Annotated in this window: 11 protein-coding genes and 1 pseudogene; 3 read left to right on the plus strand and 9 right to left on the minus strand. The window is 60.5% G+C overall.

Annotated elements, in window-relative coordinates:
• Together C6W55_RS13785 and C6W55_RS13790 are read left to right on the plus strand one after the other, a co-directional pair.
• Positions 1-450 (plus strand): ATP-binding protein (locus C6W55_RS13785; protein WP_286893240.1); only part of this gene is annotated, 450 nt, incomplete at its 5' end.
• 193 nt (positions 451-643) lie between these two features.
• Positions 644-1,833, plus strand: a pseudogene (locus tag C6W55_RS13790) (transposase).
• Positions 1,834-2,056: 223 nt separating this feature from the next.
• Here C6W55_RS13790 and C6W55_RS13795 read toward each other — a convergent pair.
• The 8 genes from C6W55_RS13795 to C6W55_RS13830 all read right to left on the minus strand — a co-directional run bounded on the left by C6W55_RS13795 (position 2,057) and on the right by C6W55_RS13830 (position 12,096).
• The gene (locus tag C6W55_RS13795; protein ID WP_286893242.1) at positions 2,057-3,343 is read right to left on the minus strand and encodes an adenylosuccinate synthase; all 1,287 of its coding nucleotides are present in this window, start codon (positions 3,341-3,343) and stop codon (positions 2,057-2,059) included.
• A 187-nt stretch (positions 3,344-3,530) separates the two neighbouring features.
• On the minus strand, positions 3,531-4,895 hold the full coding sequence (gene dnaB / locus C6W55_RS13800; RefSeq protein ID WP_015256528.1) for a replicative DNA helicase: 1,365 nt from the start codon (positions 4,893-4,895) through the stop codon (positions 3,531-3,533).
• Between the two features lie 148 nt (positions 4,896-5,043).
• Complete coding sequence (rplI, locus tag C6W55_RS13805) at positions 5,044-5,487, minus strand: 50S ribosomal protein L9 (RefSeq protein WP_286893243.1); 444 nt, start codon at positions 5,485-5,487, stop codon at positions 5,044-5,046.
• A complete protein-coding gene (locus tag C6W55_RS13810) occupies positions 5,484-7,448 on the minus strand; it encodes a DHH family phosphoesterase (protein WP_286893244.1) in 1,965 nt (654 codons plus the stop codon). Before C6W55_RS13810 ends, rplI begins: the two co-directional genes overlap by 4 nt.
• A 15-nt stretch (positions 7,449-7,463) precedes the next feature.
• Entirely contained in the window at positions 7,464-8,366 is a 903-nt protein-coding gene (locus C6W55_RS13815) for a DUF2232 domain-containing protein (RefSeq protein WP_286893245.1), read from the minus strand.
• 132 nt (positions 8,367-8,498) lie between these two features.
• On the minus strand, positions 8,499-10,547 hold the full coding sequence (locus C6W55_RS13820; protein WP_286893247.1) for an amidohydrolase family protein: 2,049 nt from the start codon (positions 10,545-10,547) through the stop codon (positions 8,499-8,501).
• A complete protein-coding gene (locus C6W55_RS13825) occupies positions 10,544-11,017 on the minus strand; it encodes a CBS domain-containing protein (RefSeq protein WP_286893248.1) in 474 nt (157 codons plus the stop codon). Before C6W55_RS13825 ends, C6W55_RS13820 begins: the two co-directional genes overlap by 4 nt.
• A complete protein-coding gene (locus tag C6W55_RS13830; protein WP_286893249.1) occupies positions 11,014-12,096 on the minus strand; it encodes an LCP family protein in 1,083 nt (360 codons plus the stop codon). Before C6W55_RS13830 ends, C6W55_RS13825 begins: the two co-directional genes overlap by 4 nt.
• 129 nt (positions 12,097-12,225) lie before the next feature.
• On the opposite strand from C6W55_RS13830, the gene C6W55_RS13835 reads away from it, so the two are divergent.
• A complete protein-coding gene (locus C6W55_RS13835) occupies positions 12,226-12,561 on the plus strand; it encodes a DUF4870 domain-containing protein (protein WP_286893251.1) in 336 nt (111 codons plus the stop codon).
• 92 nt (positions 12,562-12,653) lie between these two features.
• Here C6W55_RS13835 and C6W55_RS13840 read toward each other — a convergent pair whose 3' ends face one another.
• A complete protein-coding gene (locus C6W55_RS13840; protein ID WP_015256520.1) occupies positions 12,654-13,487 on the minus strand; it encodes a sugar phosphate isomerase/epimerase family protein in 834 nt (277 codons plus the stop codon).
• Positions 13,488-13,492 lie beyond the last annotated feature (5 nt).

The following is a 13,492-nucleotide window of genomic DNA, read 5'->3' on the forward strand; positions in this document are numbered from 1 at the left end:
AATCTAATTCTATTGGGCCTGCCTGGAGTCGGCAAAACGCATTTGTCCGTAGGGCTGGGAATCGAGGCACTGGAGCGAGGCCATAAAGTCAGTTTTGTTGCAATGGATACTTTGGTACATCTTCTTAAGACACAAGAGATTGCGAGGACATCACAGATCCGAATGAAGCGCATTCTGTCATCTGATCTAGTGATCATCGATGATCTCATGTTCTTGGCCATGGAGAAAAGCGAATCGAATTTATTCTTTCAGTTTATTAACAAGCTCTATGGCCAATCATCGATCATATTGACCTCGAATAAAGGGCCGGAGGACTGGGGGGAGCTTCTCGGCGATCCGGCCATCACAACCGCGATTCTCGACCGAATATTGCATAAGAGTGAGGTGATTAAATTAAGCGGTGACAGCTTTCGCATCAAGCATCGAGAAACCATATTTGGTAATGTCTAGGTGTTGAAAGTTATTTAGCGGAATCTGCTCAAAAGTACTTGACGGTTACACCGTTTTCTTAACTTGAGCGTTTTGCAGTAATCTGAGGCCTTGGGCCGTAAGGATTTTCAGACATAAAAAAGGGACTTCACCCCAACTTGGAGAAGTTTTCAAGTGACTAAACCCAAAAACCTCAAGGATGGAGGAAGTCACTTTGTATATTCTCCAAGAATGTCTGTTTTCCTTCGAAGAACTTTTAAAAATTCAACCCAAAGAGAGATTGCCGATCTTCTTCAGCTCTCTCGATCTGAGACCGTATGCCAAGGAACTGAGAAGCCGTTCACCCCGAGGCGCTGAGGGATACTGCAGACAAGGTATTCTACGAGCACTCTTGGCTGCGCCGCTTGAAGGAATAAGTACCTTTTCAGGGTTGCATAAGCGTTTGGATACGGATCTCCGGTTTCGTTATCAGTGTGGTCTTCCGCTGGATCGAGAAGCTCCTTCCATATCCACATTAAGCCGAGTTTTCTCAGAACTGACGAGAAAGGACTTGGCAAAACGGCTTTTTGAGGATTTGGTCACACGCTGTCAGCAGGAAGGTATCATAGAAGGCAGTAACGTCGCCATAGACAGCGCCGCTCTCCGCGCTTACGAGAAAAAGCAGCCCAAACGCAAAAGCGAGCAAACGGGTAATGCGAACTGGGGCGCAAAAATTGATTCCTTCGGCAATAAAATCACATGGTTTGGTTACAAAATTCATCTGGCGGTCGATACGAAAAGTGAATTGCCGATCGCCTTGGAAGTAACGCCGGCGCATGTCAATGATGGAGAAATGGCGCCGGACCTGATCGAGAAAACAGCGTCCAGGACGAGCACACGATTTTTCATACTCGATGCGGGCTACGACCAAATGAAAGTTTATGAGGCCGCCCGCAACGTCAAGGCACAAGCCATCATTCCCCTTAATCTGCGGGGGGAGAAGGAACCGCCTGCTGGCATGACCTCGAACGGAACACCGTGCTGTTCCATGGGTTATGCGATGACATACTGGGGAGTTGACGGCGATATGCATAAATTTCGCTGCCCGCATGCCACGGGTAAAGTCGACTGTCCGCTTGGCATGGCTGCCTGCTCGTCTTCAAACTATGGAATGGTCGTCAAAGTAAATGCGAAGGATGATCTCCGGCGATACAGCATCCCTCATCGGGATACAAAGCGTTGGAAGGAACTTTACAATGAACGAACCAGCGTAGCTGCAACTCCCGATTGAAAACCTATTTGACGGCAGACGCCGCACATGTCCGGGGCATTCAGAAAGTCACAACTCACCAGTATTTGAATGCCATTGTTCTGCTTGCATCTGCGCTCGCCGTTTCTCATCATTCAAAACGGGCTGCCGCTTAGAAAACGAGCTGTTCTAAAATTCTGCAAGTCTGCCCTTTTCTTCATCCATATAATACCATTTTCGAAAATTACCCCTTAACGACAGTGAATATGCTATCGCTTCTTCTCTGAAACGGAATTATGCAAAACACTCAATGTAAACAATTTTACTTGATTATGTTTGAAAAATAATAACGGCTGCCGAGAACAAAAGTCCCTGACAGCCGTCTCAAATTGATAATCCTTATTGGTAAATCTTCCTCACGGGCACCGTCTGGTCGCGGTTGCGGCCGACCGAGAAGATCGCGATCGGGATGCCCGTCAGCTCCGACACGCGCTCGACGTAGCGCCGCGCCGCGGCCGGCAGATCGTCCAGCGACTTCGCGCCGGAGATGTCTTCCTTCCAGCCCGGCAGCTCCTCGTACACCGCTTCGCATTCCGACAGCACCCGGAGGCTGGCCGGGTAATGCTCGATCCGTTCGCCGCGGTACGTGTAGGCTGTGCAGATCTTCACCGTCTCCAGCCCGGTCAGCACGTCGAGCGAGTTGAGCGACAGCCCCGTGATGCCGCTCACGCGGCGGGCATGGCGGACGACGACGCTGTCGAACCAGCCGACGCGCCGCGGCCGGCCGGTCACGGTGCCGTACTCGTGGCCCTTCTCGCGGATCAGGTCGCCGATTTCATCGTGCAGTTCTGTCGGGAACGGACCGTCGCCGACGCGCGTCGTGTACGCCTTCGCCACGCCGATCACCTGATCAATCTTCGACGGGCCGACGCCGGAGCCGATGCAGACGCCGCCCGCGGTCGGGTTCGACGACGTGACGAACGGATACGTGCCCTGGTCGATGTCGAGCATGACGCCCTGCGCGCCCTCGAACAGCACGTTCTTGCCGGCGTCGATGGCGTCGTTCAGCACGACCGACGTATCCGTCACATACGGCCGGAGACGTTCGGCATAGCCGAGATATTCCCGAATGATCTCCTCCGCGTCGAGCGGCTCGCCGCCGTAGACGTTCCGGATGATCTGGTTCTTCTCTTCCACCAGGCGGCGGGCCTTCGCCGTGAACTCCTCCGCGTCCATCAGATCGACGATGCGGATGCCGGCCCGCGCCATCTTGTCCATGTAGCAGGGACCGATGCCCTTGCGGGTCGTGCCGATCTTGCCGTCGCCCTTGCGCTCTTCCTCGAGGCCGTCCAGCACGAGGTGATACGGCATGATGACATGGGCGCGGTCGCTGATCTTCAGGTTGTCGGTCGAGAAGCCGTTCTCGTGAATGTAGTCGATCTCCTCGACCAGCGCCTTCGGATTGAGCACCGTCCCGTTGCCGATGACGCAAATCTTGTTATGGTTGAAGATCCCGGACGGGATCATGGTCAGCTTGTATTTCTTGCCGCCGATCAGAATGGTGTGGCCCGCATTGTTGCCGCCCTGATAACGCGCGACGACGTCCGCGCCTTCCGCCAGGAAATCGGTAATCTTCCCCTTGCCTTCGTCACCCCATTGAGTGCCGACGACAACGACCGTTGACATGCGCATTCCTCCCTTGGCGCGCCAACTGCGCATTATGAAGGCACGCCAAATTTTGCCGCCTTGCCGGCCGGCGGGTGGCGGCGCGCGGAAGGCAGCAAGTTCAGTGTATCAGCACGCTTCGGCCGTGTCAATGAACGAAAACGAACATTGACCCCGGACCCGCCGAGATCGTTCGGATTTATTGCCGCTAGGAAGCCTTGTCCGCGTCCCCGTGCGTGCGGTCGAGGCTGACGAACTTGTTGAAGTTTTTCAGGAAGACGAGCTCGACCGTGCCGACCGGACCGTTCCGCTGCTTCGCGATGATGATCTCGATGATGTTCTTTCGCTCCGTCTCCCGGTCGTAATAGTCGTCCCGGTACAGGAAGGCGACGATGTCCGCGTCCTGCTCGATCGAGCCCGATTCGCGCAGGTCGGAGAGCATCGGCCGCTTGTCCTGCCGCTGTTCGACGCCGCGGCTGAGCTGCGACAGCGCGATGACCGGCACCTCCAGCTCGCGCGCGATCTGCTTCAGGGTGCGGGAGATTTCCGACACTTCCTGCTGCCGGTTCTCCCCGGGCTTGCCCCGGCCCTGAATCAGCTGCAGATAGTCGATGACGACGAGGCCGAGCCCGCGCTCCTTCTTCAGCCGCCTGAGCTTGGCACGGATATCCGCGACCGTGACGCCCGGCGTGTCGTCGATGTAAATTTCCGCTTCGGACAGCGCGCCGATCGCCATCGTCAGCTTCTCCCAGTCGTCGCCTTCCAGACGGCCCGTCCGCAGACGGCCCGCGTCGACGTTCGATTCCGCGCACACCATCCGCTGCACCAGCTGCGAGGCGGACATTTCGAGACTGAAGATCGCCACCGTCTCCCGCGCCCGAACGCCGACGTTCTGCGCGATGTTGAGCGCGAACGCCGTCTTCCCGACCGACGGGCGGGCCGCCACGATGATCAGGTCGCTGCGCTGAAAGCCGGACGTCATCCGGTCGAGATCGGGGAAGCCGGACGGGATGCCCGTCACGCCGCCCCGGTGGTTGTACAGGAACTCGATCTGCTCGAACACGTCCATCAGCACATCGCGGATCGAGATGAACCCGCTTCCCGTCCGGCGGTTCGAAATCTCGAGGATGCGCTGCTCCGCATCGTTGAGCAGCAGCCCCACATCATCCGCGCCCGCATAGCCTTCCTGCACGATCTCCGTCGCCGTCCGGATCAGCCGGCGGAGAAGCGACTTCTCCTCCACGATCCGCGCGTAGTAATCGACGTTCGCGGCCGTCGGCACGACGCTCAGGAGGCGGGACAAATAATCGACCCCGCCCGCTTCCTCCAGCCGCTGCTTGTCCTGCAGCGCGGCGGTGAGCGTCACGAGATCGATCGGCTGCCCCGCTTCGCCGAGCTCGATCATCGTTTCATAGATCATGCGGTGGACCGGCTGGTAGAAATCTTCGGGACGCAGCCGTTCCATCGCCGTGACCAGCGCATCCGCTTCCAACAAAATGGAACCGAGCACCGCCTGCTCGGCTTCGATATTCTGCGGCGGCACCCGATCGAATCCGATCTCCATCGCCGTCATATGCATCCTCCCGCTTGCCGCCGCGTTGCAATGACGTTGCGGCGGCTATTCGGATCTCGTCCGCCATGCGCCCAGACGCTGCCCGTTGCTGCACAGAGCGCCTGGTGCATCACGCGGAACACTTGACAGACCCGTCCTTTTGGAGCGCTTATTCTTCCGTCACCTGAACGCTGAGGGTCGCCCGAACCTGCGGATGCAGCTTGATCGGCACCTTCGTGACGCCGAGTGTGCGGATCGGTTCGTCCAGCTCGATCTTCCGCTTGTCGACCTCGATGCCTTCCTTCGCCAGCGCCTCCGACACCTGCTTGCTCGTGATGGCGCCGAACAGCCGTCCGCCTTCGCCGGCTTTCGCCCGGATGACGACCGTCATCGCGTCCAGTTTCTTGCCGAGCGATTCCGCTTCTTCCTTCTCCTGTTGCTTGCGGCGCGCCTCGGATTGCTTCTGCACTTCGAGCGTCTTCAGATTGCCCTGCGACGCTTCCTTGGCCAGTCCTCTCGGAATGAGAAAATTGCGGGCGTAGCCTTCCGATACGTCCTTCACTTCGCCCTTCTTGCCCTGACCCTTCACATCCTGCAGGAAAATGACCTTCATTCGAACAACCCCTCTTCCTTGTCGATTTCGTCCAGGATCGCCTTGAGGCGGGCCGCCGCCTCGCTGACGGTACCTTCCATCTGAGCGGCCGCGTTCGTCAGGTGGCCGCCTCCGCCCATCCGCTCCATGACCACCTGCACGTTCATGCTGCCGAGCGACCGGGCGCTGATGCCGATCATGCCGTCCGGCCGTTCGGCGATGACGAACGAGGCGAGGACACCGTTCATGTTCAGCAGCTTATCCGCCGCCTGCGCGATCAGCAGCTGCGGATATTGCTTGCCCGGTTCGGCGGCTGCAATCGCGACATGGTCGTAATGAATGACGGTGTGCCGGATGATTTCCGCTTTCTTGTTGTACTCGTCCAGATCTTCCTTCAGCATCCGCTGGATGAGGGCGAGATCCGCCCCGTTTCGGCGCAGATACGACGCCGCCTCGAACGTGCGGGCGCCGGTGCGGAGGGTGAAGTTCTTCGTGTCGACCGTCATGCCGGCCATCAGCGCCGTCGCTTCGATCGTCTCGAGCGAGACGCGGTCGTGGATGTATTGCAGCAGTTCCGCCACGAGTTCGCAGGTCGAAGACGCATACGGCTCCATGTACACCAGGACCGGGTTGGCGATGAATTCCTCGCTGCGGCGGTGATGGTCGATGATGACGATCCGTTCCGTCTCGGCAAGCAGACGCGGTTCCTTGAGCAGCGACGCGCGGTGCGTGTCGACGACGACCGCCAGCGAGCGGGGGCCGATCAGCCCCAGCGCGTGTTCCGGCGAGATGAACCGCTCGTGCAGCGCCGGCTCTTCGCGGATCATATCCATCATTTTCTGGATGGACGGATTGACGCCTTCGATCACGATGTACGCTTCCTTGTTCAGCGCTTCCGCCGCCTTCAGCACGCCGATCGCCGCGCCGATCGAATCCATGTCCGGCACCTTGTGGCCCATGATGACGATGTTGGTGCTGTCTTTCATCAGGTCGCGCAGCGCGTGGGCGACGACGCGGGCGCGGACGCGGGTCCGCTTCTCGACGGCGTTCGTCTTGCCGCCATAGAACGTCTGCCGCTGGCCGACCCGGACGGCCGCCTGGTCGCCGCCGCGGCCGAGCGCGATATCGAGGGCCGCCTGCACCCATTGGCCGACCTCGACGACGCTCGAGCCGCCGGAAGCCATGCCGATGCTGAGCGTCATCGGGATCTTCTGATCCATCGTCATCTCGCGCACTTCATCCAGAATGACGAAGCGCGACGCTTCGAGCTGCTTCAGCGTCTTCATGTCGGTGACGATCAGGAACCGGTCGGAGTTCAGCCTGCGCAGGTACATCTGATAGCGCTGGGACCAATCCGTGATCTCGGCCGTCACCTTCGATAGCAGCGCCGCCCGATGCTGGTCGTCCATCCCCTGGGTCACTTCTTCCAGGTTATCCATCAGGACGACGCCGAGCGCGAGCTGCTCGTCCTCATATTTCCGCTGGAGATTCCAATGATCCGTCATGTCGAAGACGTAGACGAGCCGCTTCTCCGGGTTGAAGTTCAGCTTGTAGACCCGCTCCCCGATCATCGCCTCGAACTCGCCCGCCTTGTCCCGGTCTTTGCCTCCCAGGACGGGGAACAGTTCGGTCAGGGGCAGACCTACGGCCGAATCCCGGTTCAGAATGCCGGCCACATAGGGGTTGTGCCACTCCACGATCTGTTCGTCGCTAAACAGCAGAATGCCGAACGGCAGCTCGTGGATCACTTCACCCCCGATTTTCCCGATCCGGTACCTCAGCGAGCCGAGATACCGCTTCAGTTCGCGCCGGAACGCCCGCTCCGCGAGCATCGCGTACACCGCCATGGCGCCGGTCAGCACGAATCCGATCAGGCCGAGCACCCATTCGTACCAGGCCAGCGCGAGCGTCATCGCTGTCATCAGGATGAGCGTCCAGACATGATGCAGCCCGTACCAGCGTCTGATTAAGTTTTTCGGCATCCGGACGTAACCTCCTTATGACTTGCCGATCGACTTGCGGAGCGGGAACACCGTGTCGAACACGCCGATCAGGCTGAGCGGCGGGAACAGCAGCACCGGCACCGAGATCATGAGCGGCACGATGCGATGCCACCCTCTCTGATAGGCCAGGTAGAAGAAAAAGCCGATGGTCTGGATCGTAAACGCGAACCGCAGCAGCGGATACAGGTTGACGATAACCGTGCCAAAATAAGAATCATCGCCTTCCGGCACGATCCATTGCAGCACGATGACGGCCAGATAGGCGTAAACAAGCCCGCGCGGCAGCATCCATTCCCGCGCCTTGCGGAAAGCCGGCACCTCGATGCCCATGCGTGCAAGCGCCCTGCGCGCCAGCCAGTGGGTGACGACGGCGAGCATGAAGGACGCCAGAATGAGCGTCAGCGGCAGCGACCGGATCGCCGCGGCGACGAACGCCTCGGTCATCTCGGCATTCCAGCCGGCGGGCAATGCGCCCTGGGCGGCCAGCGCTTCCGCGTTGCTGCGGATCAGGGCCGCCAGTTCCGCCGTCATCTGGATGTCCAGCAGAACCGAGAGCAGCAGCATTTCCAGCAGGAACAGCCCCAGAATCGACACGCAGCCGGCGGTCAGGACGGTGCGAGCCGGAGCGCGGCGCTTGTAGAAGTGCCCCATGACAATGGCCGGCAACAGGAAGAAAAGGCCGACGAACAGAATGACCGGCCCGAACAGAAAAAGCGCCAAGGACAAAATGACGGTCGCATGAACGGCGAACGAGATCGGCGTCAGTAAAACATAGAGTACCGTGAACGGGACCGCAAGCAGAAATACGGCCGGCAGATTCAGAACAGGCACAGCCGTCATGATGAGCAGGATCAGCGCGGCGGCGCTCCATGCGAGCGGCCGGATACCCGTGTTCACGTCGTTCACTCCCCGGTTCATTTGAGCTTTACGCTCCATTATAGCATAAACTGCCGGGTGAACGAATGGAATAGAAGATGTGAAAAGGGACCTCCGCCGCGGGAGGTCCCTGGTATCGTCTCCATCGTCCGTTCAGCGCTCGACCGTGATGACATCGCCTTCGTCGGACACGTGATATCCCAGTTGCGTCAGGAACGACAGCGGGGCGAACACGCGGCTGCCGATCGAGACGAGCTCCGTCTCCGCGCCCCCCGGTCCCGCCGCGCGGTAGCCGCGCTCGAGCATCAGCACGCCCTTCTCCGGCATGACGCCCGGCTTGGACCCGGCAGCCGGTCCGTCCGCGGCGGACGAGCCTTCGGACACCGTGTAGGTATGCGTGACGCCGTCCCAGGCAAGGCCGAAGCCGCGCTCGGTCAATGCGTTCAGATCGAAATACCGGGCGTCGCGGAATGCGACGAGCGGATATTCGGCGCCGTCCCAGTGCATCGTTCCCGCCGACTCCGACACCCGCACGAATTCGCTGCGAATGCCCCGGCCCGGGCGGACCTTTTTGTTCACGACGCCGTTCTCGAGCACGACCTGGCCTTCGACCAGCACGTATTCGATGCCTTTCGACGGCAGGTCCGGCCGCTCGACCGTCGCCTGATCGGCAATCGTCGCGAAGTCGAAGATGACGATGTCCGCGTCCATGCCCTTCGCGATCCGGCCTTTCTTCCGCAGTGCGGGCACCTGTTTCTCCAGCCGCTTCGCCGGCATCGTGCTCAGCTTGTCGATCATGTCGATCAGCGGCACGACTTCCAGCTCGCGCACGTACATGCCGATCGCCCGTGCGAAGTTGCCCGAAGCCCGCGGGTGGTTGTTGTTCCCCGGCTCGAGGATCGCGTCCGAACCGATCATGACATACGGCGATTTGAACGCTTCGATGACCGACTCCGGCGGGATGGCGTAGGCCACCGCGAGCTTGCCTTCCTTCCGGTATTTGGCGAATGTCTCCGCCGTCAGCCGTTCCGACGTGCCCGCGATCTGCAGATCGTCGTAACCGATTCGGAACCGCTCCTGCCAGCCCTTGTCGAACCGGGCGGAGTTCAGGTAGGTGCCCCAGAAATCGTAGGCATACGTGCAGGCGGTGACGTCCAGTCCCTCGGCCCGCGCTTCCTCGATCATCTGCAGCGCCCGCTTCATGTCGAACGTTCCGCCGGTGCTGTTGATATGGTCAATGTGGACGGCCGCGCCCGTCTCCCGCGCGTAGCCGATAATCTCCTCCATCGTGTCCGTCTCCGTACCCGGCTCCTCGACGTCGGAATACCGGCCGTGGAAATAGACGGGCACGTTGTACTCGGCGGCCAGCTTCGCCAGCGCCAGCACCTCGTTCGAATCGGTGCCCGGCGCATATTCGAGGCTGAACGAAATGCCGAGCGCGCCGTCGTTCAGCGCTCGCTCCGCCATCTCTTTGAGCTTCTCGATCTGGGCGGGCGTCGCCGCGTCGTAGCGGCCGATGCCCAGCGAGTTCCGCGCCTGCATCACGAAGAACGACGCGCCGAAGTGAACCGGCGGATGCTCCCGCTCGTAATGCGCGAGCCACACCTTCGGATTCGTCGTGCCGCCGTGCATCGCGATGTTCGTCGTGACGCCGTCGGCGATCTTCGTCCAGACGCCGACCGCGTTCGGATCATACGACAAATTGTCGATGAAGCCCGGCGCGACGACAAGACCTTCCGCGTCAATGACCTGGCGGCCTTTGAGCGGATGCGAGGTGATGACGCCGATCGTCTTGCCGGTGATGCCGATGTTGAGACCTTCGCGATCGAGTCCGGTCTCCGGATTGATGACGCGGCCGTTCGTGATGACGATGTCGTAGGTCGCATCAAGTTCTTCCTGCGTCACGTCTTTATCCGGATCGTACGGCTGGTCTTCTCCGGGCTCCGCGGCGGAATCCTCTTCCCCGCCGGCGCCTTCATCCGGCTCCTGCGGCGTGTCGCCCGCATTGCCGTCCGTTCCTTCATCCGTCTGATCGTTCGGCTGCTCCGCGATCCTTCCCGGTTCCTGCCCGGCATTGCCGCCGTCCTGCGTGAACCACCAGACCGCCGCTGCCGCCAGGATCACAATGGCCGCCGCGATGAACGGCAGCAGGACGCGGGTCTTGAAGCCGCGTCCGCCTGCGCCGTTTCGTTGTTCCGTCATGTCTGCCTCCCGTATCCGTCTTCCGCCGCCGGCGTCAGCTTGTTGCCCGTCCCCGGCAGCAGTCCCTGTTCCATCATGACACCCGTGCAATAATCAATGATATCACTGCGCCGCACAATGCCGATGAACCGGTTCATGTCGTCGGTCACCGGCACGAAATTCTGCACTTTGACGAGTGCGATCAGATCCGCCATCTGGGCGTCGATGCTGACCGCCTTGTGATCGAGCCGCAGCGGCACTTCCTTGAGCGGCACGCGATGCGTCTCCGTGAACTTGAGGTCCGGCCGGCTCTTCATGTACCAGAGCAGATCGCCCTCCGTCACCGTTCCCGCGTAGCGGCCTTCCGCATCCAGAATCGGAACGGCCGAATAGCGGTGATACTCCATCCGCTCAAGCGCCTGCCGCAGCGTCGATTCAATCGTCACACAGACCACTTCCTGCTTCGGCAGCAGAAAAAAAGCGATGTTCATGCCGTTCCCCCGTTCCCGCGGACGATACCTCCGGCCGATTCAGCGCCGTCCGTCCCGGCCTGCTCAGGTTTCGGCAGCGACTGAAAGTCCGCATCGGCATCCAGCCACGCGCGAATCCATGATGTCACCTGCTCCGCATCGCGCTCGTCCGCGATGAAGTACCAGACGCCGCCCTCCATCCGGCCTTTTCCCTCAAGCGTATGACTGTAAATCGGGCGCGTCTTGCTTCTCAGCATCTGCTCCGCAAGCCGGAGCAGATCGTCCGGCGGAATGTCCGTCGCGAAATTGCTTCCCATAATCTCAATCAGTTCCGGAATTTTGCGCCACTCGCCGACTTCCGACGCCTTGTCGATGATCGCCTGCAGGAAAATCTGCTGGCGCTTCGTGCGGCTTGCGTCTCCGCCGGCGTCTTCGCGGAACCGGACATAGTTCAGCGCATCCTCTCCATTGTAAAACGGCTGTCCTGCTTTTACAACGAAGTGCTCGTGATTCGGGTCTTTGTTCACAAGGTCCTTCTCGATCGGCAGCTTGATGCCGCCGATCGTGTCGATCACCTCGCGGAAACCCTTGAAATTGATCGATGCGTAGTGATCGATCTCGATATCCAGAAACCGTTCAACCGTCTCGACCGCCAGCCCCGCGCCGCCGTAGGCATAGGCGTGGGCAATCTTCTCGGGCTTCTCCCGTCCGGGAATGGACACCCGCGCATCGCGCGGAATCGAGACGAGCAGCATGGCGCCGTCGCGCGGCCGGACGACCGCCACGATCATCGTATCGGACCGGCCCCGTTCCCGGCCCCGGCTGTCGGAGCCGAGCAACAGCAAGGTGAACGGCCGATCGGCCTTCTCCGCCGCTTCCTTCCGGCCGTCCCCCGGAAGCCGGCCGTCCTGTCCGCCTTCCGGCGCGTTGCGATCGATCGGCTGGTAGGATTGTTCAAGCTGCGCTTTTACCCGTTTGGCGAAAAAAAGATCAAAAGCCGCCAATGCGATCTGCGTCCGGAACCAATATCCGGTCAGGCCCAGCAGGACGAACCCCGCGAGCAAGCCGGCCGCCCATGCCTTTCTGCGCGACAGTCTCATCCTTCCCGTCCTCCCAACGTTTTTCACACCCGCCAGCCGTTCTATACCTTGCGGCGTGCGAATACGTATGCAGTAGAACACGGGGCAAGCTGACCTTGCGTCCGGCTTCCCCGCCGCGAGGTGATCGCCGTGGACGGCCGCTCTTCCACCGGTCTGGAGATCCGCATCGCTGCGATGCTCTGCTATGCGCTCGGCTTCATCACCGGACTGATCTTTCTCGCCATAGAGAAGGACAGCCGATTCGTCAAGTTTCACGCGCTCCAATCCACGCTGCTGTTCGCGTCGCTGTTTATTATGAACGTCGTGCTTTCCTTCATCCCGCTCATCGGCTGGTTCTTCAACATGCTGCTCGTTCCGGCCATGCTGGTCTGCTGGATCGGCTGCATGCTGCTGGCGCTTCAAGAAAGGAAGTTTCTGGTGCCGATCGTCGGGCCGATTGCCGACAGGGAGAGCCGTCGTTTCTGAACCCTTGCGGACCATCCGCAAATAACGAACAGGCTGTTCCGCCCGTCTGCGAATATGACGAGGGAACAGCCTGAAAAGTTTCGTATGGAAAATCATTCCTCCAATCCGAACAGCCGGTCAAAGCCGGCTTTCGTGCGTTTGATCAGCTCCTCCGGATCTTCTGCCGGCGGCGCCGGCGTCAGCACTTCCTGCGCCACCGGACCGTCGTAGCCGATGTCGCGGAGCGCGTCGACGAATCCCTTCAGGTCAAGCACGCCTTCGCCGGTAATCAGCCGGTCGTTGTCCCGCAGCTCGTGCACCGGCAAGTTCTTGGCGTCGTTGATGTGCACATGAACCACCTGCCGCTTGTCGAGCCGCCGGATATCGTCCGGACCGGCGCCCGTCGTGACGACATGGTAGACGTCGACGAGCAACCCGACGTTCGGCGTGCCGATGGCCGCGGCGAATTCGAGCGTCTCTTCGATCGTCCAGATGAACGGATGGCTCCATGCCGTCCGCAGATGATGCGGGCCGACGAACTCGAGCCCGAGCCGGATGCCGTAGGCGCCGAGCAGCTCGGCGCAGGCGCGCAGCCGGACGACCGCCTTCGCCATGAACCGCGCGGCCGGCTCGTCCGTCGACGGCAGGATATAGGTGCAGCAGCGTGTGCCGCCCAGCGCGGCCGCCGCTTCGGCGATCGCCGCCAGCTGCGGAAGCCCGGCGCGGAACTCGGCATCCGACTTGCGCCATTCGACCGGCAGGCCGATCGCGCCGAGCCGGACGCCCGTCTCGTCCAGCAGCTGCCGCACGCCGTCCAGTCCCAGTTCGCCGATCAAGCCGCGCGGGTCGAAATCGACAGCGCCGAATCCGTATTCGCCCGCCTTGCGGATCAGTTCCTCATCCGTCCATTTCGGGCCGAGGCCGGCCCTTGTCAGTCCTCTGATCATTGCTG

The organism is Thermobacillus sp. (assembly GCF_003390775.1).
GTDB classification, from domain to species: Bacteria; Bacillota; Bacilli; order Paenibacillales; family Paenibacillaceae; genus Thermobacillus; species Thermobacillus xylanilyticus.

Bases quoted from the DNA above. Each gene is read 5' to 3' on its own strand.
- C6W55_RS13795 (WP_286893242.1), bottom strand. From the start codon at position 3,343: ATGTCAACGGTCGTTGTCGTCGGCACTCAATGGGGTGACGAAGGCAAG.
- dnaB (WP_015256528.1), bottom strand. From the start codon at position 4,895: ATGACGGCGATGGAGATCGGATTCGATCGGGTGCCGCCGCAGAATATC.
- rplI (WP_286893243.1), bottom strand. From the start codon at position 5,487: ATGAAGGTCATTTTCCTGCAGGATGTGAAGGGTCAGGGCAAGAAGGGC.
- C6W55_RS13810 (WP_286893244.1), bottom strand. From the start codon at position 7,448: ATGCCGAAAAACTTAATCAGACGCTGGTACGGGCTGCATCATGTCTGG.
- C6W55_RS13820 (WP_286893247.1), bottom strand. From the start codon at position 10,547: ATGACGGAACAACGAAACGGCGCAGGCGGACGCGGCTTCAAGACCCGC.
- C6W55_RS13825 (WP_286893248.1), bottom strand. From the start codon at position 11,017: ATGAACATCGCTTTTTTTCTGCTGCCGAAGCAGGAAGTGGTCTGTGTG.
- C6W55_RS13830 (WP_286893249.1), bottom strand. From the start codon at position 12,096: ATGAGACTGTCGCGCAGAAAGGCATGGGCGGCCGGCTTGCTCGCGGGG.
- C6W55_RS13840 (WP_015256520.1), bottom strand. From the start codon at position 13,487: ATGATCAGAGGACTGACAAGGGCCGGCCTCGGCCCGAAATGGACGGAT.